The sequence below is a fragment of the Tessaracoccus lubricantis genome, from assembly GCF_039544535.1.
GTDB classification, from domain to species: domain Bacteria; phylum Actinomycetota; class Actinomycetes; order Propionibacteriales; family Propionibacteriaceae; genus Arachnia; species Arachnia lubricantis.
Window position 1 is genome coordinate 19,897 of sequence record NZ_BAABLV010000043.1, and the last position, 23,147, is coordinate 43,043.

Consider the following 23,147-nt stretch of genomic DNA (forward strand, 5'->3'; position numbering starts at 1 on the left):
GAGGCCGCCGTGCAGTTGAACCCCGAAGAGATGGAATCCGTCGTCCGCAGGCTCAAGCGTGCCCAAGGGCAGCTGGGCGGCATCATCAGGATGATCGAGGAGGGCCGCGACTGTGACGACATCGTCACGCAGCTGGCCGCCGTCTCGAAGGCCGTGGACCGGGCCGGTTTCTCGACGATCGCGGTGGGCCTGCGCCAGTGCATGGAACAGCCCGACGGGGGCATGGACCAGGCGCAGATGGAGAAGCTCTTCCTCTCCCTGGCCTGAGGACACCAGAGCCGGGCGCCCAGCGCCCGGCTCTTCGCATTGCGTCAGGCCGCCGTCCCGGCCCTCCAGGTGGTGTAGCCGCCGTCGAGGTTGTGGACCCTGCGGTCACCCAGGATGAACACCGCCGCATGGCTGCGGATGCCGACGCCGCAGTGGACGATGAGTTCGCCGTCGGGAATCTCCGCTGAGCGGTCGCGCAGCTCGTCGAGCGGCAGGTTGATCGCCCCGGGAATGGCCCCGGCCTCGAACTCGGCGGGCGTGCGCACGTCGACGACGGTCACCCCGGCGTCCTGCATCGCCTCCACCTCGTGCCACTGGACGGAGCGCTCCAGGCCGCTCAACCGGTTCTCCGCGACGAAGCCCAGCATGTTGACGGCATCCTTGGCCGAGCCGAACTGCGGGGCATAGGCCAACTCGAGCTCCGCGAGATCCGGCGCCTTCAGCCCACCCGCCATCGCGGTGGCGATGACGTCGATGCGCTTGTCGATGCCGGATTCGCCGACGCCCTGCGCGCCGAGGATGGTGCCGTCGGTCGGGTCCACCAGCAGCTTCAGCGCCATCGCGGCGGCGCCGGGGTAGTACGTGGCGTGCGACGCAGGGTGCGTGTGGACGGCCAGGTAGTCCCTGCCCATCGCCCGCAGGCGCTTCTCGTTCCACCCGACGGCGGCCACCTGGAGCCCCAGCACGCCCACGATGGCCGTCCCCATGACCGGGCGGGTCGGCACGCCGCGCCCCGCGATGTCGTCGGCCACGCGCCGGCCCTGCAGGTTCGCCGTGTTGGCCAGGGGGACGAGGAGGTCGCCGTCGCCGAGCGCGTCGTCCTTCTCCACGGCATCCCCGACGGCGTAGATCGACGGGTCCGAGGTGACGTTGCGCGAGTCCACCGCGATGCCGCCCAGCGGGCCGATCTGCAGGCCCGCCTCGCGCGCCAGGGCCACGTCCGGGCGCACGCCGATGGCGGCGACCACCACGTCGGCGGGCAGCGTCGAGCCGTCCGCCAGGGTCACGTCATGCTCGCCGATGGCCGTGACCGCCGAGCCGAGCCGCAGGTCGACGCCGTGCTCACGCAACCTGTCGTGCACGGGCGCCACCATCTCGGGGTCGAGCGGGGCCATCACCTGGTCGGTGGCCTCGACGAGGGCGACCGACATGCCGCGGTGCAGCAGGTTCTCCGCCACCTCGAGCCCGATGAACCCGCCCCCGATGACGACGGCGGTTCGGGCGTCACGCACGGCCGCCACCATCGCGTCGGTGTCCTCGACGTTGCGCAGCGTCAACGCGCGCTCGATGCCCGGAATGGGCGGCTGCACGGGACGGGCACCGGGGGAGAGCACCAGCCTGTCGTAGCCGAGTTCGGACTCCTCGCCGGTGGCCACGTCACGCACCACCACGGACTTGCGGCTGCGGTCGATCCGCACCGCCTCGCTCGCGACCCGCACGTCGATGCGGAACCGCTCCCACAGCGACTCCGGCGTCTGCAGCAACAGCGCCGAGCGCTGCTCGATCACTCCGCTCACGTGGTACGGCAGTCCGCAGTTCGCGAACGACACGTATCCACTGCGCTCCAGGACGACGATCTCCATGGCCTCGTCGAGCCGTCGCAACCTCGTCGCCGCGCTCATGCCGCCGGCGACCCCTCCAACAATCACAGTTCTCACGGTGGACCACTCTACACCAATACCCCCGGGGGTATGTGCTACCGTTCAGGGGACGTGATCGACCGGACGGCGATCACCCCTCCTCGAAAGGACTTCCAACCATGTGTCGACCTGTCAACTGCAAGGTCTGCGGCAAGACCACCTGGGCCGGGTGCGGCCAGCACGTCGCCGACGTCAAGCGCGGCGTCCCGGCCGCCCAGTGGTGCGACGGACAGCACCCGGGCGAACAGCGCACCGGCCTCCTGGGTCGCCTCCTCGGCCGCTGAGGCGGCGTGTTCCGCAGCCTCCCGTTGGCTGGGGACAACCTGTTGACGCCACGCTGTCCAAGGCTGTGGACGGGGGTGTGGATAACTCCACACCCCCGATTCATCAACAAATACTCCACGTGTAATTTGGGATTCGCCCACAGCCGGTCCACATGAGAGTTGGGCCGATGACAAGCCACGATGGTTGTTGTCCACAGCTTCCACAGGCGCTATGAGTACATCTGGGATGTAACTACAAGAAGATCTTCAAAGCACGGGGTGTGGACAGGTCGGGCACCAGTCCTCCGAACCACCGGAACAATCCGGCACCCGCGGTTACACTCACCTGCGTGACCGACGACGACCGTGCCCGCATCGACGACCATCTCCAGCGGGGGATGGAGGCCGAACTCGCCTCGACCCGCGACGAACTGACCAGGGCGGCGGCGCACGCCGCCCGCGTGGAGGCAGAGCTGTTCGCCGTGGCCCAGCGTCTCACGGCGAAGGAGGCCGAACACGAGTCGGCGCTGGCGGCGCTGGCCAAGATGCGCGACGAGCTGTTCGAAGCCCGCAACGGACTCGAGGAGAGTCAGGCGCAGGTGGCCACGCTCACGGCGCGCATCGCCAAGCTCGAGGGCCAGGCCAGCTTCACGGAACGCGCGGTCCGCAAGGTCGTGCGCCGGGTGAAGCGATGACGGACGCGACGGCCATCCTCCCCGACGCCGACTTCGTCCTCCTCACCCCGTCCTACCCCAAGCCCTGGCGTCCCGGCCGGGAATTCGTGCGCACCCGCGCCCGGGCCTACGCAGCGGCCGGGCTGGGCGTCGCCGTCGTCGAGACCTCGCTGCGTGCGGGGGCCGGCCCCGAACAGGGAGCCGACGGCGACATCCCGGTGCTCGCCATCGCGCCGGAGTGGTTGCCGGGGGTGCTCGACGTCGCGGCCGACGCCGGCCTGCCGGTGCTGGCCCACTCACCGGAACCCACCACCATCGACGCGCTGCTCGACCGCGTGCCCACCAACCGGTTGGCGGTGTGGTTCCACGGCTACGAGGTGCGCGACTACCGCCGTCTGGCGGGCAACCACGATTCGCGCGAGCTGGCCTCCATCCGGACGTCGCGCGACGAGCTCAACCGGGCCCGCTTCGAGGCGGCCGGCCGGCTGTTCGACGACGACGCGGCCACCGTCGTGTTCGTGTCGCAGTTCCAGCGCGACCTGGCCGCGCAGGACGTGGGCGTGGCTGCCCGCAACGCCAGGGTGATCCCCAACCACATCGACGGCGACACCTTCCTGGCACGCGTCCGCGGGCCGGAGGAGGCCACCCGCCTGCTGCTGCTGCGCAGCTTCTCCGAACGCAACTACGGCAACGACATCGCCCTGCGTGCCCTGGAACTGCTCGCCGGTGAGCCCGGGTTCGACGAGCTCACCGTGACCATCCGCGGCTTCGGGCGGCACTTCGCCACGGAGACGGCTAGCCTGCGGGGGCTGCGCAACGTCGTCATCGAGGAGCGCTACTCCTCGCCCATCGAGATGGCCGCCGCGCACCACCGCCACGGCGTGTTCCTGTGCCCCACCCGGTTCGACACGCAGGGCGTGATGCTCGGTGAGGCCATGGCCAGCGGCATGGTGACCGTCACCAACCCCGTGGCGGCCATCCCCGAGTTCACCGACGAGTCGTGCAGCCTGCTGCCCCGCGCCGAGGACCCGTGGGCCTTCGCCGGCGCGATCCGACACCTGCTGGAGCACCGCGACCTGATGCCCGGCCTCTCGGCCGCCGCCGCCGAACGCGTCCGCGAACAGTGCGGCCGGGCTGCCACCATCGACCTCGAAATCGACCTCATCGGAGGCCTGGCCGCATGACCTACCGCACCCCGGTCCTCATCTCCGACGACCCGGTCGCCGGCCACCTGGCCGGTGCCCGCGGCTGGAAGGTGCTGCGCCGCGACGGCCAGCTCCTGCGGTTCGCCGGCCTGGACCACGCACAGACGCTGGCGCTGCCGCCCCTGCCGTTCAGCGTGGGTGACGGCTCGCTCGACGCCGCCACCGTCGGCGGCTGGGACAACCTCCTCAACTGGCTGCAGAAGCATATCCACCAGCCCATGCTCGTCGTCGCGCCAGACGAATGGGCCGCGGAGCTGGCGCTGTGGGCCAAGGCCTCGCGCGGCTGGCCGTTCGGCGTCTGGATCGACGGTGCACCGCCGCTGCACACCCCCTCCGCGGCCGCCTGCATGCTGTCCAACGAGGGCCTGTTCGCCCCGCACCCGGAGGCCCTCACAGACCTGGCGAACCGCTGGAAGGAGCCGTTCGGGGAACTCCCGGCCACGCCACTGATCGACGTCGTGGCCCCGCAACAACCCACGGACGCGCGGCGGGAGCCGGGGGTCACCCGCGTGCTCATCGTGAGCCACCACAAGGAGCCGACGCTGCCCGACACGGCCGGGCTGGCCGTCGACCTCGTCACGGCGGTGCGGCGGCCCGGGGCGGGGCCCCGCGAGCACTTCGTGGCCGACCTCGGCGCCCCTGGCACGACGACGGGCCCGGGTGCCCTTCCGGCCTGGGCCGCCGTCGCGTTGGCCGGTGACCGGGACCGGCCGGTGGCGGCGTCGGACCACATCGGCGGCTACTGGCGCTGGCGGCTGGAGGACCACTTCGACCAGCGCGCAGACGAGTACGACGTGGTGTGGCTGACCGGCGAGCAGTACGTGGCGGCAGACTTCGCCCTGTACGCCAAGCGCCGCTGGTACGCGCGCATCATCGACAGCACCGAGGCCACCCAGGTGTACCCGTCGGAGGCCGAGCAGGCCCAGGTCGCCTACGACACCGCAGGCTGGCGGATGCAGGCCGACGCGGTGCTCAGCGGCGCCGAGTCCCCGGAGGAGATCGCGGCACTCGCCCTCGCCCTCGGGGATCACGGCCATCCGCGCTAACCTCGACGAGTGACCATCGCAGCGCGGGCCGAGGGCCTCACCAAGATCTACGGGTCGGGCTCTGCCGTCGTGACGGCCCTCGACGACGTCGACTTCGAGGTCCACGAGGGCGAGTTCACCGCCATCATGGGGCCGTCGGGCTCGGGCAAGTCGACGCTCATGCACCTGCTGGCGGCCCTGGACACGCCCACCGCGGGGGAGGTCTGGATCGGCGACACCGCCGTCGGCACCCTCGCCGACACCCCGCTCACCGAGATGCGGCGCGACCGCATCGGGTTCATCTTCCAAGCGTTCAACCTGGTGCCCACCCTCACGGCACGCGAGAACATCACGCTGCCGCTGTCGATCGCCGGCCGCAGGGTGGACAGGGAGTGGTTCAGCCGCATCGTCGACGTGCTCGGCCTGGCGGACCGGCTCAGCCATAAGCCCTCGCAGTTGTCGGGCGGCCAGCAGCAGCGGGTGGCCTGCGCGCGGGCCCTGATGAACCGGCCCCACATCGTCTTCGGAGACGAGCCCACCGGCAACCTCGACTCCACGTCGGCGGCGGAGGTGCTCACCTTCCTGCGCCGCTCGGTCGACGAGTTCGGCCAGACGGTGGTCATGGTCACCCACGACGCGCATGCGGCCAGCTACGCCGACCGCACCGTCTTCCTCTCCGACGGCCGCATCGTGCACGAGATGCGCGGCGCCACGCAGGACCAGCTCCTCGGCGCCATGGCCCAGCTGTACCCGCGCCACGACCTCGACGGGGCCGGGCCCGTCGTCTACCGCGACGGCGGCACTGCGCCGAACCGGGCACCCGTCGTCGGTGACGAGATCGCCGAAGAGTCGACGGCGGAGCGTTCGATCGCCCGCCGCGCCCTCCTGGACTGACCCATGCTGCGGGCCACGCTGAAATCCGTCTGGGCGCGCAAGGTGCGCCTGTTCATGAGTGCCCTGTCCATCGTGTTGGGCGTGGCGTTCGTCGCCGGGTCGCTGATCTTCACCAGCATGTTGTCGTCGAGCTTCGACTCGCTGGTGAAGGGCTCCCTCGCCGACGTGAACGTGTCGCCTGAGGCGACGGGCATCTCCGGGTTCGAGAACAACCCGGGCATCCCCGCCGCGCTGCTGACCGACGACGACGTGGCCGCCGTGGAGGCCATCGACGGGGTGGCGCGCGTCGAGGCCGTGGTGTCGAACACGCAGGTGTTCCCGCTGGACGACGACGGCAGGGTGTTCGCCTTCGCCGGCGCGCCCGGCATCGGGATGAACTGGCACGACGCCACGTCGGCCGACGGCACCGCGGGCGCCCGCATCATCGAGGGCCGCGCCCCCACCGCCGACGACGAGCTGGTGCTCGACCCGTCGACGGTGGCGCGGGGCGGCTACGAGCTGGGCGACACCGTCGACGTGGCCACGCCCCGTTCCGGCGTCCGGCCCTACACGCTGGTGGGCACCGGCACCTACGGCACAGGGGCGACGGTGGGCGCGAGCTACCTGTTCTTCACGCTGCCGGAGATCCAGGAGATCGTGCAGGAGGGCCGGCCGGGCTCGTACGGCCTGTGGATCCAGACCACGCCCCAGGCCGATCCCGACGCCGTGGCCACCCAGGTGCAGGACGTGCTGCCCGACGGTTTCGTCGCCGAGACCGGTGACGAGTTGGCCGCCGGCATCGAGGAGCAACTGGGCGTCGGCCTGGGCTTCGTCAACATCTTCCTGTTGGTGTTCGCCGGCATCGCGCTGCTCGTCGCGGCCCTGCTGATCCTCAACACCTTCTCGATCCTCGTGGCCCAGCGGCAGCGCGAACTGGCCCTGTTCCGGGCGATCGGCGCGACCCGCCGTCAGGTCAGCGGCGCGGTGCTGCTGGAGGCGCTGTTCATCGGCCTGATCGGGGCGACGCTGGGCCTGGCCGTCGGCTACGGCCTGGCCTGGGGCATCCTCGGTGCGATGCGGGCAGTCGGGATCGACCCCGGCGATGTGACGCCGTCGATCACCCTGCCCGCGGTGGTGGCGTCGTACGGGATCGGCATCGTCATCACGCTGATCGCCGCGTGGCTGCCGGCCCGGCGCGCCTCGCAGACCCGGCCGGTGGAGGCGCTGGCTAGCGCCGCGCAATCGGGGCCCGAACGCCTCGGTGGGCTGCCCCTGGTGGGCATCGCGATGGTCGAGGTCGGCGTTGCGGCCATGGTGATCGCGGTGTGGCTCGACGTGCCGCAGCCGCTGGTCTGGCTGGGTGCCGGGGCGGCGGCCGTGCTGGTGGGCATGGTGATCGCGGCGGCGGTGGTCGGGTCGCCGCTGAACTGGGCCTTCGGCCGCGTGTTCCGGGCGCTGTTCGGCGAGGTGGGCAAGCTCGCACAGCTCAACGCGGCCCGCCAGCCCCGCCGCACCGCCGCCACCGCCGCCACGCTGATGATCGGCCTGGCGCTGGTGTCCACCGTCGCGATCCTGGCGGCCAGCACCACCACGTCGGTGCGCAACCAACTCACCGAGGACCAGCGCGGCGACTTCGTGGTCTCGCCCGTGTCGTACCAGCCGTTCGACGCCAAGCTGGCGGATTCCGCCAGGGGTGTCGAGGGCGTGGCCGAGGTGTACGCGATGTACCGCGGCGCCGTGCAGGTCGAGGGCCGCGACGAGCCGGCGTCGATGTTCGGCGTCTCGAAGGAGGGCCTCGAGCGGGGCATGAACCTGGACGTGGTGGTCGGGTCGCTGAACGAACAGGGCGGCGAGGCGCCGGTGGTGCTCGCGGCCGACTATGCGCGCGAGCACGGGTTCACGCTCGGCGAGGTCATCGACCTGGTGGGGCCCAACGGCACGGTGCCGGTGCTCGTGACCGGCCTGCACGACGAGGGCGCCGCCATCCCCGCCGGCGACGTGGTGGTCACCGAGGAGACGTTCGCGGCGCTGACCGACGCGTCGATGGTGCAGCAGCTGGTGGTGTTCACCGACGACGGCGCGGACCCTGCGCAGGTCGAGGCCGGGCTGCAGGAGGCGACGAAGGAGGTGCCCACCGTCGTGGTCTCGGACGTGCACGAGTTTGTCGAGAGCCGCGTGGCACAGTTCGACCAGGTGTTCGCGGTGCTCTACGCGCTGCTGGCGCTGGCGGTGGTGATCTCGGTGCTGGGCATCGTCAACACGCTGGGCCTGTCGGTGATGGAGCGGGTGCGTGAGGTGGGCCTGCTGCGGGCGGTGGGCATGACCCGGCGCCAGGTACGGCGGATGGTGACGCTCGAGGCAGTGCTGGTGGCCACCCTCGGCGCCGTGCTCGGCGTGGTGCTGGGCGTCGTGTTCGGTTCCGCGCTCGTGACGTTGCTGCGCGACCAGGGCATCGACACCTTGGTCCTACCGTGGGTGCAGCTGGTGGTGTTCGTGGTGGTCGCGGCCGCCGTCGGAGTGTTGGCCGCAGTGGCCCCGGCGCGGCGTGCCTCCCGCCTCCCCGTCTTGGAGTCGATCGCCACCGACTGACGTTGATTGAGCCGGCCACCTCCGACGCTGATTGAGCCGACCGCATCCGAGGAACGAGGAGCGCGGTCGTGTCGAAATCGCCCAGGGATGCAGGGCTGCGGGGGCCCTTCGTCGTGACACGGTGCTCGTTCCTCGCACGCGTCACGCTCAGGGACCGGCACGCGTCACGATCAGGGACCGGCACGCGTCACGATCAGGGACCGGGGCGTTGGGTGGCTGGGGCGGGCAACCTCCACCTCGGCCCACTCCTATCGTCGCGGGCCTAACCGCCGTCTGGGTATGATGCTGGCGACGAGCCTTTTGGGCAGAAACGACAAGGGTGTGACACGTGAAGATTCGAGTTGAACGCGAGGCGCTTGCCGACGCCGTGGCATGGGTGGCACGCAGCCTCCCCAACCGCCCCACCGCTCCGATCCTGGCAGGCATGCTGCTGGAGGCGGACGCCGACGGCCTGACGCTGAGCAGTTTCGACTCCACCACGTCCGCCAAGGTCACGCTCCCCGCGCAGGTCAGCGACGAGGGCCAGGTGCTCGTCTCCGGCCGCCTGCTGTCCGACATCGCGCGTTCGCTGCCGAACAAGCCCGTGGACCTCAACGCCGACCACAGCAAGGTCGAGTTGACCTGCGGTTCTGCCCGCTTCACGCTGCAGACCCTGCCCGTCGACGAATACCCCACGCTGCCTGACATGCCCACCCAGACCGGCACGGTCGATGCCGCCGCGTTCGAGAAGGCCGTCGGCCAGGTGTTCGTCGCCGCGGGCCGCGACGAGTTGCTCAACGTGTTCACCGGCGTCAAGGTCGAGATCGACGGCGAGAACCTCTCGCTGCTGGCCACCGACCGCTACCGCATGGCCCTCAAGGAGCTCACGTGGAACCCGGCCAGCCCGGGCCTCGAGGGCAACGTGCTCGTCCCCGGCAAGGTGCTGGCGGACACCGCCAAGTCGATGACCTCCGGCGACACCGTCACGATCTCGCTGTCCACCACCGAGGCGGAGGGCGAGGGCCTCGCCGGCTTCGTCGGCGAGGGCTCGAAGGGTTCCCGCGAGGCCACCACGCGCCTGCTGAGCCAGGCGTTCCCCAAGGTGCGACACCTGATGGACGTCCAGGCCTCCGTCAGTGTCCGCGTCGACACCGCAGACCTGCTGGCCGCGGTCAAGCGCGTCGCCCTGGTGGCAGAGCGCAACACCCCGCTGCGGATGCGCATCAACGACGACCACATCACGCTCGAGGCCGCCACTGGTGACCAGGCGCAGGCGGTCGAGGCCATCGACGCCCAGGTCGACATCGTCGGCGACGAGCAGTCCATCACGGACGCGGGCTTCAACCCGCACTACCTGCTCGATGCCCTCACCGCGCTCGACGCCCCGTACGCGCACTTCTCGTTCACGCTGCCCGGCAAGCCCTGCCTGATCATGGGCCTGTCCAGCATCGACGGCGACCCGCTGGCGGACTACCGCCACGTGATCATGTTGATGCGCCTGCCCAGCTGACGTGTTCGTCACTGAGCTCACGCTTGCTGATTTCCGGAACTACCACGAGGCCCACCTCGAGCTGACCTCCGGCGTCACCGTCTTCGTCGGCGCCAACGGGCAGGGCAAGACCAACTTGGTCGAGGCCATCGAGTACCTGTCGACCATGTCGTCGCACCGGGTGTCGACGACGGGGCCGCTGATCCGGGCGGGTGCCGCATCCGCGATCATCCGGGCCAGGGTCCAAGCCGCCCGCGACGACGACCGGCTGATCTGGCTCGAGCTCGAGGTGGTGCCGGGCAAGTCCAACGTGGCAAGGCTCAACAGGGCGCCGCTGCAGCGCCCGCGCGACCTCGTGGGCGCGCTGCGCACCGTGGTGTTCTCGCCCATGGACATCTCGATCGTGCGGGGCGACCCGTCGGACCGCCGCGGGTGGCTCGACTCGCTGGTGGTGACGCGGTGGCCGCGGATGGCGGGCGTGAAGCAGGACTTCGACCGGGTGCTGCGGCAGCGCAACGCGCTGCTGAAGTCGATGTCGGGCCGCTCGCAGGTGCCGCAGGGCGGGGACGAGGACGTCACGCTGGCCGTGTGGAACGAGCAGTTGGCGGCGCTGGGCGCCGAACTGCTGCACGCCCGGCTCGACACGTTGGCCGACGTGCTGCCCTACGCCCAGGGCGCCTACGAGACGATCGCGCCGAAGAACAACCAGATCGACGCCGTCTACCGCAGCGGCCTGGACCTCGACGGCGTGGCCGCCGCGGCAGACGTGCGCGGCGAACTGCAACGCAGGCTGCTCGACGCGATGGAGGGCCTCCGCAGGGACGAACTCCAGCGGGGCATGACGCTGGTGGGGCCGCAACGCGACGACGTGGAGCTGTCGATCGGCGCGCTGCCGGCGAAGGGCTACGCGTCGCACGGCGAGTCGTGGTCCTTGGCGTTGGCGTTGCGGCTCGGGGGTTTCCAGCTGGTGCGTGACGACGGCACGGAGCCGGTCCTGGTCCTCGACGACGTGTTCGCCGAACTGGACGTCGCGCGCCGCGACCGACTCGGGGCCGCGATCGCCGACGCCGAGCAGGTGCTCATCACGGCAGCCGTGGGCGCGGACGTGCCGGATTTCCCGGCGGAGCGCCGCTTCACGGTCAACTCCGGCACCGTCGGCCCCGCCGACGTCTGAATTTATCCCTACCGAAATAGAGCAACAGATGTGGATAATCCACATCTCACCGCTGCCTGGGTAGAGATAAGTCTGCCGTCCTCAGCAGACACGGCCGCAACCCTGATCTGCGGCCCGGCCCCGGGCGCGTGGAGCCCGCCGTGCGCAGTCCGGATTGTCTGTATGGCCTGAGGAATCGTGCCGAGCCGAGACCCGGGAGTAACTTTTTCGCAGTGTTGGGCGGGCGCCCAGCGGGAAGGCAGACACGATGATCATCGACACCCTCGACCAGCGGGACCGCTACGCGGACATCCCCGGCCTGGCGACGATCCTCGACACCATCATCGGCCTCGGCACCGACGTGGAGCCCGGCCAGATCGACCTTGAGGAGGAGGTCGGCGCCGTGAACATCTTCTCCTACGATGCCGCTGACCCCGAGGTGAAGACCCAGTTCGAGGCCCACCGCGTCTTCGCCGACGTGCACGTGGTGCTCCAGGGTGAGGAGGTCATCAAGCTCGCGGCGCTCGATGCGTTGACCCCGGCCACCGAGTTCGACGAGGAGACCGACTTCGGGCTCCACGAGGGCCCGGCCACCGTCACCGTCACCCTGAAGCCGGGCTGGTTCGTGGTTGCGTTCCCGAGCGACGCCCACCTCCCCGGCGTGTGGAGCGAGGGCCCCAGCCGCGTGCTGAAGGCCGTCGGCAAGTTGCGCGTGGCCTGACCACCTGAAGCCGCCCCCGGTGACTGTGCCGGGGGTTAGCCTGTGGTCAGGAGGCAGCGACATGGCCAAGAAGAAGTTTGAAGATCTCCCCGGTTGGGTGAGGGCCCTCACCGTCGTGGGCGGCGCGGCAGACGTGGTGCTGCGGGCAGCGGCCCTCATCGACCTCGCGAAGCGCGACGACGACGAGCTCAACGGCCCGAAGGTGGTCTGGATGCCCGCGTTGGGCGCCGTGAACTCGATGGGCCTGCTGCCGTTGGCCTACTTCCGCTGGGGCCGCAAGGACTCGGCCAAGTAGCCTGCACACTCTCGGCCCACCCCCACGGGGCGGGGCCGATGCCCGGATGGGCCCGTGGTATTCATGACGTATGCCCCGCCGCCGCATCGCACTCGCCGCCGTCCTCGCCCTCGCACTGGCCGGCTGTTCGGGGACGCCGGCACCCGCGCCCGAACCCACGGAGACCGCGGCCACCGCAGCTGACGCGACACCCACGGACGCGGCGCCAGTCGAGCTGCCCGACACCGCCGTCGGCGATGCTGCCCGTTGGGTGCTGGACCTGCTGGCCGCTGATTCCGGCCCCACCGCAGAGGAGGCCCAGGCGCGGTTCGGTGAGGAGTTCCTCAGCCAGGTGCCCGCCGACCAGGTTGTCCAGGTCTTCGACCAGCTCCGCAGGGAGGGCCCGTTCACCGTCGTGAGTTGGGACGGCACCGAGACGCAGGGCACCGCGGAGCTGGATTCGCCCGGCACGCCGGTGCTGATGATGCTGGCGCTCAAGGACGACAGGATCGACGGGCTGATGTTCGTGCCCAACGAGAAGGCCCCCGAGGTCGATGCGCCGGCGGACGCCGCCCGGGCGCTGGCCGGCGCGGCCGAGCGGTCGTCGTTCCTGCTGGCCGAGGTAACGCGCAACGCAGGGGTGCCCGAGTGCACGCCCATCGAGGAGCGCGACGCCGACACCGTGCTGCCCATCGGCTCGATGTTCAAGCTCTACGTGCTCGGCGCAGTGGTCACCGCCGTCGAGGACGGCCGGCTCACCTGGGACCAGGAACTGACGATCACCGACGCCGTGCGCTCCCTGCCCAGCGGGGACCTGCGCAACGAGCCCGACGGTACGAAGGTCACCGTCGAGGAGGCCGCGCTGAAGATGATCTCGAACAGCGACAACACGGCGGCGGACCTGCTGATCGGGGCGGTGGGCCGCGAGGCGGTCGAGGAGGAACTCGAGGCGATGGGCCACCACGCGCCCGAGCTGAACCGGCCGTTCCTGACCACGCGCGAGGCGTTCCAGATGGCCGCCGACGCCGGCCTCCGGGCCAAGTTCGCCGATGCCTCGGAGGGCTTCGACGACGCCACCGCCGAGGCCTCCGACGCGCAGCGGGCGGTCCTCGAGGGGCTCCCCGAGTGGGACCTCGGCTACGACGAGCAGACGCTGGCCGACCCCGCGTGGGACGAGGGCCTCGACTGGTACGCCACCGCCCGGGACCTGTGCGCCGCGCAGGTGGCCCTGCAGCAGCGCGCCGGCACCGAGGCCGGCCAGCCGGTGCGCGGCATCATGGCCGCCTACCCGGGCATCGAGGTACCGGGCGCGGTGTACATCGGCTTCAAGGGCGGCTCGGCCCCCGGCGAACTGGGCCTGTCGTTCTATGTCGAGGGCCCTGAGAAGATCCGGGTGCTGGTCCTGCAGTCCGCGGGCTCCGCGGCGGATGCCGTGCCGCAGCCGAACTGGCTCGCCGGCCTGGCGGAGAACACGCTGGACTAGGCTGGCCCCATGTCCGAGCCGCACGATCCCACGGGGCTCGAGCTGGCGTCGGAGATCGCCCGCGCCACCGTCGAGGCCTCAGAGTATGGCGTCGTGCTGCCCGAGCCCGCGCCACCGCGCACACCGCGCCGCCCGAAGCGGGTCTTCGAGCAGCAGCGCAGCGGCGCGCACCCCGACGAGCGCGACCCGCAGCAGATCGGCGACGTGCTCAACGAGGTGGTGCGCCAGCGCGGCTGGAAGCGCCGGATCAACCTGTCGACGGTGTTGCGCCGCTGGCCCGAACTGGTGGGCGAGGCCAACGCCGAGCACTCCAGGCCGGTGCACTACGACGCGGGCGTGCTCGTCGTCGACTGCGACTCCACGGCCTGGGCCACCGCGATGCGCTACGCGGCCTCGCAGCTGGTGGCCAAGCTCAACGCGGCACTGGGAGACCAGACGGTGCTGCGCGTGGAGTTCCGCGGTCCGAAGCCGCCCAGTTGGAAGAAGGGCCTGCGCTCCGTGCAGGGGCTCGGCCCGCGCGACACCTACGGCTGAGGCGCGGCGCGCCAAGCGGGGTCGACCGGCACGAGGGTGACGTCGCGCAGTTCGCCGTCGTCGATGCGGGCTGTGAGGTAGGTGCCCACTGGTTGTCGCCGCCGGTCCGTGGGGGAGCCGGGGTTCAGCAGCCGCAGGCCGCCCGGCGAGACGGTGTCCCAGGGGATGTGGCTGTGGCCGAAGACCAGCACGTCGGTGTCGGGAAACGCGGCGGCCATCCGCCGCTCGCGCCGCGCCGCCGCGCCGGTTTCGTGGACGACGGCGATGCGCACGCCGTCGATGACCTCGCGGGCGACCTCGGGGAGTCGCCGCCGGAGCTCGTCGCCGTCGTTGTTGCCCCACACGCCGATGCAGCGCCCACCGGTGCGGCGCTCGAGTTCGTCGAGGAGGCGGGGGTCGACCCAGTCGCCGGCGTGGATGACGACGTCGGCGGCCTCGACGTCGGCCCAGAGCGCGGGCGGCAGGTCGCGGGCGCGCTTGGGCAGGTGCGTGTCGGCGATGATCACCAGCGAGACCGGCATGGGGCCAGCCTAGGTGGGCGCGCGTGAACATGGATGCGGGTCGTGCAGCGCAACGCTGCACGACCCGCCTCCGTTCGTGCCGGCCCTTCGTGGGATGCTCGCTCCCTTCGTGGGATGCTCGCTCCCTTCGTGGGATGCTCGCTGGGAGACGTTGGAGCGCACTCGCGCAACCGGAATGACGGGCGGCGACGACGTCGGGCGGGCCGAGCGGGCCGCTTGGGGCCAGCATTATGACCACATCTCGGACGCGCGCGCTGGAAATGCGCCGAATCACACAGGAGGCATTCTCACCTTCCCCTATCAATTGGCCCGGGAACGTGATTCGATGGGTTGGTAAGTCATTGATGACAGCTTGGGGGGCTGGGAGCAAGATGAAACTGCGAGGCACCACTTCGGTGTTGGCCGCCGCCGTTGCAGTCGGTCTCGTCGCCATGGTCGGCGCGAGCAGCGAGGAGCAGGTCATCGAGGCGGTTCCCGCTCCCGCAGTGGTGAAGAGTCCCCCAGCGCCCGCCCCCGGCATCGGCCACGCCCGCAACGCCATGCGCGAGGCGTTCGGCGAGGACTTCGCTGATCCGCTGGGCGTCTACTCCATGACGGGCGGCTACGAGACCTGGGTGGTGCCCGGCGACGAGGACCTCGGCTTCGACCCGTACAACGCCCCCACGCCCGAGGTGATCCAGCCCGACGGCCAAGAGGCGCTGCAGCCCGTCGTCGTGCCGCTGCCGCTGGCGCCCGCCAGCATCCCCGTGACCACCGTCGAATCCGTGGGCAGGGAGAAGCCCGGCGCCCTGCTGTCGCAGCCGGTGCGGGGGCGGTCGTCGTCGAAGTTCGGCATGCGGTTCCACCCGGTGCTGCGCGTCTACAAGCTCCACACCGGCCACGACTGGGCGGCCCCCTGTGGCACGGCCGTCGGCGCTGCGGCGGCCGGCACCGTCGTCGGCACGGGCTGGGCGGGCGGCAACGGGGTGCAGGTCAAGATCGACCACGGCACGCTGGGCGGCTACCGCGTGGTGACCACCTACAACCACCTGTCGTCGATCGGCGTGAAGGTGGGCCAGAAGGTCTCGGCGCTGCAGGGCGTCGGCCGCGTGGGCAGCACCGGGTACTCCACGGGTTGTCACCTGCACTTCGAGGTGATCGTGAACGGGCAGTTCACAGATCCCCTCCCCTGGCTCAACGGCAAGCCGGGCATCGTCGACCTGTCGAAGATGATGTCGGTGGTGCCCACCGGCCCGTCGTCGCCCGGCCTGTCGCCGTCGGCCTCGCCGAGCGTCACCGGTTCGCCCACGGTGGGGCAGTCGCCGTCACGGGGCACCACGGAGCCGCCGGCCGCGCCTGAGCCGGGCGACACCTCCGCGGCCGGACCGGGGCCCTCGCGGCCACCGACGGGCACGGACACGAACCCGCCCGCGGCGCCCGAACCCGGCACCGGCCCCGTCGACCTGCCCAGCGTGCCCGGCACCTCGCCTTCGCCGTCGCCCACGAAGAGCACGACAAGCCCCGCGCCCAGTCCGTCGGTCGCGCCGACGACGAAGCCGCCGTCGCCGAGCCCGTCGCCCACGCCGACCCAGTCGCCGACCCCGTCGGCCTCACCCAGTCCTTCGCCGTCGCCGTCGCCGTCACCGTCCGAGCCGCCGTCGCCGGTCCAGACCATGACGGAGTCGCTGAGCGCGGCACCCGAGAGCCCGTCGGCTGAGCCGTCTCCCTCGCCCACCGTGGTCGAGTCGGCCTGAGGCGCTTTTCCCACCTTGGGCTTGTGTGTCGATGCCGTCGCATTCGGCGGCATCGAGGCGAAGACGCAAACCCTCCTCTAGGACCTGTCGTCCAGCCGGGCCGCGAGCCAGTCGACCAACGGGGCAGACCCCCGCCAGATCTCGCGCACCTGCTCCGCGAACGCCTCCACGCCGGTCGCGGTGACCTCACGCATCGCGGTCAGCGACCTGTGACGCAGCAGCCCGATGCGCGGGTGCGTCCTGGGGAAGCCCCGCGGCGCCGTGCGGAGCGCGTCGCCGACGATCAGCCAACCGTCGGCCTCGAGCCCCTCGACGAGGCCCTGGCACTGCCGGCCGGAGCGCTCGTCGTCGATCGCCGCCCGGAACCTGGCGAGGGCGTCCGGCTCCGCGCGGTAGAAGCCGCCGCCCGCGAACGCCTCCTCGGCGTTGACCTCGACGTAGAAGCCGCAGGCCGGCGCCATGGCGACGTAGGCGCCCTGGTGAGTCTTGTACGGCGCCTTGTCCTTCGAGAACCGCACGTCCTTGTGGGGGCGGAACACCTTGGCCTCGCCGAACTCCTCGGCCAGCGCCGCCACCACCTCGACCAGCGGGCCGCGCACCTCGGTGTCGTAGCGGTGCTTGTTGGCCAGCCAGAACTCGCGGCTGTTGTCCTCTTCGAGCTCGCGGTAGAACTCGGCCGCAGGAAGGGGGAAATCTCGCATGCCCCGATTGTGCCCCTCGCCCAGTTCGACGGCCGGCCGCGTGGCGATTTGCGGCCCTGAGGCCCCCGGAGGGATAGGGGACCATGGCTCGGCCCCCGTCGTCACGCCCAAACGTGCAAAACAAGCGAATGAACGGCATTCCACCCATCGGAGATACGTGGTTTTGCGCGCCGTCGCGGTAGTATTGGCACGTTCAACGGCGCTGGGACACCCCGGCGCCACTTTGTGTGGACAGGAGCATTGTGTCGGACGAAGTGACCATCGACGAGGACCTCACCCCCCAGGAACGGATGGAGGGACTCCAGGATTCAGCGGACATCACCGTCTCCGGATCCTACGACGCCGATCAGATCTCCGTCCTCGAAGGACTCGAAGCGGTGCGCAAGCGCCCCGGCATGTACATCGGTTCCACCGGTGAGCGCGGCCTCCACCACCTCGTCTACGAGATCGTGGACAACTCCGTCGACGAGGCCCTCGCCGGTTACTGCGACTCCATCGAGGTCGAACTCCTCGAGGGCGGCGGCGTCCGCGTCAAGGACAACGGCCGCGGCATCCCGGTCAAGGAGCACCCGGTCGAGAAGATCCCCACAGTCACCCTGGTGCTCACGGTGCTGCACGCCGGCGGCAAGTTCGGCGACGGTGGCTACAAGGTCTCCGGCGGCCTCCACGGCGTCGGCTCCTCCGTCGTCAACGCGCTGTCGGAGCGCATGATCGTCGACGTGCGCCGGGACGGCCACCGCTGGCACCAGGAGTTCGAGTACGGCGTGCCCGTGACCGAACTGGAGCGGATGGAGGCCACCGAGGAGACCGGCACCACCATCACGTTCTTCCCCGGCCGCGACATCTTCGAGACCACCGTCTTCAACTACGAGACGCTGGCCACCCGCTTCCGTGAGATGGCGTTCCTCACCAAGGGCCTGCGCCTGTCGCTGATGGACCTGCGCCCCGAGCGCCAGGTCGCCACGGGCGACGAGGGCGAGGTGGACACGCCGTACGACGAGTTCCTCTACACCGAGGGCCTCATCGACTACGTGAAGTACCTCTCGGGCAGCAAGGAGGCCATCCACCCCACGGTGATCGCCGTCGAGGCGCACGCGCCCGAGCAGGGCATGGGCGTCGAGATCGCCATGCAGTGGAACACCTCCTACGCCAGCAGCGTCTACACCTTCGCCAACACCATCAACACCCACGAGGGCGGCACGCACGAAGAGGGCTTCCGCGCCGCGCTGACCGGCACGGTCAACCGTTGGGGCGAGACGTGGGGCCTGATCAAGAAGCGCGAGGACCGCGTCTCCGGCGACGACATCCGCGAGGGCCTCACCGCCATCGTGTCGATCAAGGTCTCCGAGCCGCAGTTCGAGGGCCAGACCAAGACCAAGCTGGGCAACACCGAGGCCCGCACCTTCGTCCAGCGGGTCCTCAACGACCGCCTCGGCGACTGGTTCGAGCGCAACCCGGCAGAGGGCAAGGACATCGTCCGCAAGTCGCAGGCCGCCGCGGCCGCCCGCATCGCTGCCCGCAAGGCGCGCGACATGGCCCGCTCCCGCAAGGGCCTGCTCGGCGGCTCCGGCCTGCCCGGCAAGCTGGTCGACTGCCAGTCGACGGACCCCGCAGAATGCGAACTGTTCATCGTCGAGGGTGACTCGGCAGGCGGTTCGGCCCGAGGCGGCCGTGACCCCCGGACCCAGGCGATCCTCCCCATCCGCGGCAAGATCCTCAACGTCGAGAAGGCGCGCATCGACCGCATCCTCGCCAACAAGGAGGTCGAGGCGATCATCAACGCGCTCGGCGCCGGCATGCAGGAGGACTTCGACCTCAACAAGCTGCGGTACCACAAGCTCGTCCTCATGGCCGACGCCGACGTCGACGGCGCGCACATCCGCACGCTGCTGCTGACGCTCTGCTTCCGCTTCCTGCGCCCCATGATCGACGCCGGCCACGTGTTCCTCGCGCAGCCGCCGCTGTTCCGGATCCGCTGGACCAACGCCGCGCACGAGCTCGCCTACAACGACGCCGAACGTGACGCGCTGCGTGAGGAGGGCCTCGCCAACGGCAAGAAGCTGCCGCAGGTCAACCCCATCCAGCGTTACAAGGGCCTCGGCGAGATGAACGCCGACGACCTGTGGGAGACCACCATGGACCCGGAGAACCGGATCCTGCTCCAGGTCACCCTCGACGACGCCGCGATGGCAGACCAGATGTTCTCGATCCTGATGGGCGAGGACGTGGAGCAGCGCCGCACGTTCATCCAGCGCAACGCCAAGGACGTCCGCTTCCTCGACATCTAGCGCCTGCGCGTTCCCTGAGCCGGACGCCTCCGAGGAACGAGGAGCGCGATCGGTCGAAGGGCCCCACATCTCAACACTCCTCCCCATCCCACCGAAAGGTTCACTGACGCATGGCTGACGACGTCGACAAGGACGAACTCAAGGCACCCGCGCTGGGCCGCATCGACCCCATCGACCTGCAGGTCGAGATCCAGAACTCCTACCTCGACTACGCGATGAGCGTCATCGTCGGGCGTGCGCTGCCCGACGTGCGTGACGGGCTCAAGCCGGTGCACCGTCGTGTGCTCTACGCGATGTGGGACGGCGGCTACCGGCCGGATCGTGGCTGGAACAAGTGCTCCCGCGTCGTGGGCGAGGTCATGGGCCTGTACCACCCCCACGGCGACTCCGCGATCTACGACGCCCTCGTGCGCCTCGCGCAGCCGTGGGCCATGCGCCTGCCGCTGGTCGCCGGCCAGGGCAACTTCGGCAGCCAGGGCAACGACAAGGCCGCGGCCATGCGGTACACCGAGTGCAAGATGGCCAACCCCGCCGTCGAGATGGTGCGCGAGATCGAGCAGAACACCGTCGACTTCCGCCCCAACTACGACAACCGTGAGCTCGAGCCGACGGTGCTCCCGTCGCGTTTCCCGAACCTGCTGGTGAACGGCTCGACCGGCATCGCCGTCGGCATGGCCACCAACATCCCCACCCACAACCTGCGCGAGGTCAACGACGCCGTCCAGTGGGCGCTGGAGAACCCGGAGGCGTCGCGCGAGGAGCTGCTCGAGGCCGCGATGCAGCGCATCCAGGGCCCCGACTTCCCGGGTGGCGCACTGATCGTCGGCCGCTCCGGCATCGAGGAGGCCTACCGCACCGGTCGCGGCTCGGTCACGATGCGCGCGGTGATCAACATGGAGGAGGACGCCAAGGGTCGCCAGATGCTGGTGATCACCGAGCTTCCCTACATGTGCAACCCCGACACGCTGGCGCAGCGGATCGCCGACCTGGTGAACTCCGGCCGCCTCACCGGCATCGCCGACATCCGCGACGACACGTCGGCGCGCACCGGCCAGCGGCTGGTCATCGTGTTGAAGCGCGACGCCCAGCCCCGCGTCGTGATGAACAACCTGTACAAGCACACCGCGCTGCAGGACACATTCGGCTGCAACATGCTGGCCATCGTCGACGAGGTGCCGCGCACCCTGCGCCTCGACCAGTTCATCTCGCTGTGGATCAAGCACCAGCTCGAGGTCATCCGCCGCCGCACCCAGTGGCAGCTGGAGGAGGCCGAGCGGGCCGCGCACCTCGACCGCGGTCTGGTCAAGGCCCTCAACATGCTCGACGAGGTCATCGCGCTCATCCGTGCCAGCCGCACCGCCGACGAGGCGAACCACGGGCTGCAGGAGCTCCTCGACATCGACGAGGTCCAGGCCCGCTTCATCCTCGACACGCAGCTGCGCCGCCTCGCGTCGATGGAGATCCAGAAGATCATCGACCGGCTCGCGGAGCTCGAGCGTCGGATCGCCGACCTGAAGGACATCCTGGCCGACGAGGCACGCCAGCGCCGCATCATCGCCACCGAGCTGCAGGAGATCGTCGACAAGTACGGCGACGACCGCCGCACCCGGATCGTCGCGGCCGACGGCGACTTCTCGGAAGAGGACTTCATCCCCAATGACGACGTGGTGGTCACCATCACGCACGGCGGCTACGCCAAGCGCACCCGGGCAGACCAGTACCGCGTGCAGAAGCGTGGCGGCAAGGGCGTGCGTGGCGCGTCGCTGCGTGCCGACGACGAGGTGCAGCACCTGTTCACCTCGACGAACCACCAGTGGATCTTGTTCTTCACCAACTTCGGGCGCGTGTACCGCGCCAAGGTGTGGCACCTCCCGGAGGCGGGCCGTGACGCCAAGGGCGGCCACGTGGCCGGCCTGATGAGCTTCCTGCCCGACGAGAGGATCGCCCAGGTGTTGACGATCGATTCGTACGAGGACGCGCCGTACCTGGTGCTGGCCACGAAGAACGGCCTGGTCAAGAAGACCGACCTGAAGGCGTACGACTCGCCGCGCCAGGCCGGGGTCATCGCGATCAACTTCCGTGAGGAGGACGACGAGCTGATCGGCGCCGCGCTGGTGTCGCAGTACGACGACGTCCTGCTGATCTCGCGCAAGGGCCAGGCCATCCGCTTCACCGCCGACGACGAGCAGCTGCGCCCGATGGGCCGCGCCACGTCGGGCGTGACGGGCATGAAGTTCCGCGCCGGCGACGAGTTGCTGTCCATGGCGGTGCTCCGCGCCGACGAGGACCAGTCCGACCAGTTCGTCTTCACCGTCACCGACGGTGGGTACGGCAAGCGCACCGCCGTCGACGAGTACCGCGTCCAGGGCCGTGGCGGCCTGGGCATCAAGGCGATGAAGCTCAACGAGGACCGCGGCAAGCTCGTCGGTGGCCTCATCGTCGGCGAGCACGACGAGGTCATCGCCATCAAGGTCTCCGGCCAGGTGACCCGTTCCGCCGTCTCTGACGTGCCGGCCAAGGGCCGCGACACCATGGGCGTGAAGTTCGTCGGCGTCCGTGGCGACGACGAGGTCAGCGTGATCGCGCTGTACCCCGAATCCGAGGCTGCGGAAGAGGACGAGGCCGCGGAGGAGTCGGCAGACGATACCGTAGGGGAAACTGCGGCGGAGGACGCCGTGGAAGAAGTGAGCCCTGAGGAGACCGCCGATGAGTGATGCGCCGCGCTGGCCCGGAGCCGACGGCCGCCCAGGCCTGGACTTCTCCCCGTACCGCGGGTCTGACAAGCCGGCCGAGCCGACGAAGTCGGCTGAGTCGGCGCCCGAGCAGGACACGCGGGCCCAGCGGCCGGTGGGTTCGGCGTCGGAGCCGGTGAAGCACGGCGACGACGGCAAGCCCGGCCCCGTGGCGCCCCGCGTGGCAGAGCGCGCGGCGCGTACCGCCCAGGAGTGGGCCTCGATGCCGGTGACGCCCGGCTTCGGCGCCGGCCCCGCGTCGTCGCGCCCCGTCCCAGTGCCTCCGCCTGGCGCCAAGACCGGCAGCACGAAGGTGCCGACGACGGGTGGCTCGGCTCCTGCACCCTTGGGCGGCCCTGCGGTCGGTGGGGCCACCGTCGCGCCCGCCGGGCGCCGTAGCGCCGCCGAACTCGAGGACGTGGACCCGCTCCCCCTCAACGAGGTGGCCGAACGAAAGGTCGACAAGGGCGCCGTTGCTCCCGTGCGCACCACCCGACGCCCGCGCCGCACGCGCAAGGCGCGGTTGCGGTTGGCGCGCATCGACCCGTGGTCGGTGATGAAGACCACGTTCCTGTTCGCGATCGCGTTCGGGATCATGCTCGTGGTGGCGACTTTCGTGATCTGGTCGGTCCTGGCCGGTGTCGGCACGTTGGAGTACGTCAACACTCTGCTGAACCAGCTGCTGGGGGATCAGGACACCGAGTTCGACGTCACCCAGATCCTGAGCGTGAACCGCATCCTGGGCTTCTCCGCGATCGTCGCGGCCATCAACGTGGTGATCATCACTGCGCTGGCCACGCTGTTCGCATTCCTGTACAACTTGGCCGCCACCGTCATGGGTGGCCTCGAGGTCACCCTCGCCGAGGACTGAGCGCCGCGTCAACGCCGCTGCCGGCCGTGAGCAATTGGATTGGCTCACGGCCGGTTTTGCGCGCGAGTTCAGGGGGTGAGTGCAACAGATCTGAAGGGGATGTGTTGTGTCGGTCGCGGAGAAGCGTGGCGT

The 23,147-nt window shown here is 70.2% G+C and carries 19 protein-coding genes and 1 pseudogene; 17 read left to right on the forward strand and 3 right to left on the reverse strand.

Annotated features, from left to right (window positions below; genetic code table 11):
* The first annotated feature begins 9 nt into the window (after positions 1–9).
* Positions 10–267: a metal-sensitive transcriptional regulator gene (locus ABEA30_RS14710; protein ID WP_345584174.1), complete on the forward strand. Its 258-nt coding sequence runs from the start codon at positions 10–12 to the stop codon at positions 265–267.
* A 44-nt stretch (positions 268–311) separates the two neighbouring features.
* On the opposite strand, the gene ABEA30_RS14715 is transcribed toward ABEA30_RS14710, so the two are convergent.
* Entirely contained in the window at positions 312–1,925 is a 1,614-nt protein-coding gene (locus tag ABEA30_RS14715; RefSeq protein WP_345584176.1) for an FAD-dependent oxidoreductase, read from the reverse strand.
* 101 nt (positions 1,926–2,026) lie between these two features.
* Between ABEA30_RS14715 and ABEA30_RS14720 the strand changes: the two genes are divergently transcribed.
* From ABEA30_RS14720 to ABEA30_RS14775, 12 genes are all read left to right on the forward strand, one after another.
* Positions 2,027–2,191: a hypothetical protein gene (locus ABEA30_RS14720; protein ID WP_345584178.1), complete on the forward strand. Its 165-nt coding sequence runs from the start codon at positions 2,027–2,029 to the stop codon at positions 2,189–2,191.
* A gap of 329 nt (positions 2,192–2,520) precedes the next feature.
* Positions 2,521–2,865, forward strand: coding sequence for a hypothetical protein (locus ABEA30_RS14725; RefSeq protein ID WP_345584180.1), 345 nt, complete (start codon positions 2,521–2,523; stop codon positions 2,863–2,865).
* The gene (locus ABEA30_RS14730) at positions 2,862–4,028 is read left to right on the forward strand and encodes a glycosyltransferase family 4 protein (RefSeq protein WP_345584182.1); all 1,167 of its coding nucleotides are present in this window, start codon (positions 2,862–2,864) and stop codon (positions 4,026–4,028) included. Before ABEA30_RS14725 ends, ABEA30_RS14730 begins: the two co-directional genes overlap by 4 nt.
* Entirely contained in the window at positions 4,025–5,095 is a 1,071-nt protein-coding gene (locus ABEA30_RS14735; protein WP_345584184.1) for a hypothetical protein, read from the forward strand. Before ABEA30_RS14730 ends, ABEA30_RS14735 begins: the two co-directional genes overlap by 4 nt.
* Positions 5,096–5,104: 9 nt before the next feature.
* Positions 5,105–5,968 (forward strand): ABC transporter ATP-binding protein, encoded by an 864-nt coding sequence (locus tag ABEA30_RS14740; RefSeq protein ID WP_345584186.1) that lies wholly within the window; start codon positions 5,105–5,107, stop codon positions 5,966–5,968.
* A gap of 3 nt (positions 5,969–5,971) precedes the next feature.
* Positions 5,972–8,536: an ABC transporter permease gene (locus ABEA30_RS14745; protein WP_345584188.1), complete on the forward strand. Its 2,565-nt coding sequence runs from the start codon at positions 5,972–5,974 to the stop codon at positions 8,534–8,536.
* Positions 8,537–8,864: 328 nt separating this feature from the next.
* Positions 8,865–10,025, forward strand: coding sequence for a DNA polymerase III subunit beta (gene dnaN / locus ABEA30_RS14750; RefSeq protein WP_345584190.1), 1,161 nt, complete (start codon positions 8,865–8,867; stop codon positions 10,023–10,025).
* A gap of 1 nt (position 10,026) precedes the next feature.
* Positions 10,027–11,178, forward strand: a complete 1,152-nt coding sequence (gene recF, locus ABEA30_RS14755; protein ID WP_345584192.1) for a DNA replication/repair protein RecF — start codon at positions 10,027–10,029, stop codon at positions 11,176–11,178.
* Between the two features lie 247 nt (positions 11,179–11,425).
* Positions 11,426–11,878: a YhcH/YjgK/YiaL family protein gene (locus ABEA30_RS14760; RefSeq protein WP_345584194.1), complete on the forward strand. Its 453-nt coding sequence runs from the start codon at positions 11,426–11,428 to the stop codon at positions 11,876–11,878.
* Between the two features lie 61 nt (positions 11,879–11,939).
* Positions 11,940–12,173: a hypothetical protein gene (locus tag ABEA30_RS14765; RefSeq protein ID WP_345584196.1), complete on the forward strand. Its 234-nt coding sequence runs from the start codon at positions 11,940–11,942 to the stop codon at positions 12,171–12,173.
* A 70-nt stretch (positions 12,174–12,243) separates the two neighbouring features.
* Positions 12,244–13,635, forward strand: a complete 1,392-nt coding sequence (locus ABEA30_RS14770; RefSeq protein WP_345584197.1) for a serine hydrolase — start codon at positions 12,244–12,246, stop codon at positions 13,633–13,635.
* Positions 13,636–13,644: 9 nt separating this feature from the next.
* The gene (locus tag ABEA30_RS14775) at positions 13,645–14,169 is read left to right on the forward strand and encodes a DciA family protein (protein ID WP_345584199.1); all 525 of its coding nucleotides are present in this window, start codon (positions 13,645–13,647) and stop codon (positions 14,167–14,169) included.
* On the opposite strand, the gene ABEA30_RS14780 is transcribed toward ABEA30_RS14775, so the two are convergent.
* Positions 14,160–14,690: a metallophosphoesterase family protein gene (locus ABEA30_RS14780; RefSeq protein WP_345584201.1), complete on the reverse strand. Its 531-nt coding sequence runs from the start codon at positions 14,688–14,690 to the stop codon at positions 14,160–14,162. The two genes, ABEA30_RS14775 and ABEA30_RS14780, sit on opposite strands and share 10 nt — an antisense overlap.
* 371 nt (positions 14,691–15,061) lie before the next feature.
* Here ABEA30_RS14780 and ABEA30_RS14785 point away from each other — a divergent pair, with 371 nt between their 5' ends.
* Entirely contained in the window at positions 15,062–16,423 is a 1,362-nt protein-coding gene (locus tag ABEA30_RS14785; RefSeq protein ID WP_345584203.1) for a M23 family metallopeptidase, read from the forward strand.
* Positions 16,424–16,500: 77 nt separating this feature from the next.
* Here ABEA30_RS14785 and ABEA30_RS14790 read toward each other — a convergent pair whose 3' ends face one another.
* A complete protein-coding gene (locus tag ABEA30_RS14790) occupies positions 16,501–17,124 on the reverse strand; it encodes a DUF2461 domain-containing protein (protein WP_345584205.1) in 624 nt (207 codons plus the stop codon).
* A 290-nt stretch (positions 17,125–17,414) separates the two neighbouring features.
* On the opposite strand from ABEA30_RS14790, the gene gyrB reads away from it, so the two are divergent.
* The 3 genes and pseudogenes from gyrB to ABEA30_RS15975 all read left to right on the forward strand — a co-directional run.
* On the forward strand, positions 17,415–19,412 hold the full coding sequence (gene gyrB, locus ABEA30_RS14795) for a DNA topoisomerase (ATP-hydrolyzing) subunit B (RefSeq protein WP_345584213.1): 1,998 nt from the start codon (positions 17,415–17,417) through the stop codon (positions 19,410–19,412).
* 110 nt (positions 19,413–19,522) lie between these two features.
* Complete coding sequence (gyrA, locus tag ABEA30_RS14800) at positions 19,523–22,126, forward strand: DNA gyrase subunit A (RefSeq protein ID WP_345584207.1); 2,604 nt, start codon at positions 19,523–19,525, stop codon at positions 22,124–22,126.
* Between the two features lie 511 nt (positions 22,127–22,637).
* A pseudogene (locus ABEA30_RS15975) lies at positions 22,638–23,015 on the forward strand (DUF3566 domain-containing protein); the annotation flags it as partial.
* Positions 23,016–23,147: the final 132 nt, after the last annotated feature.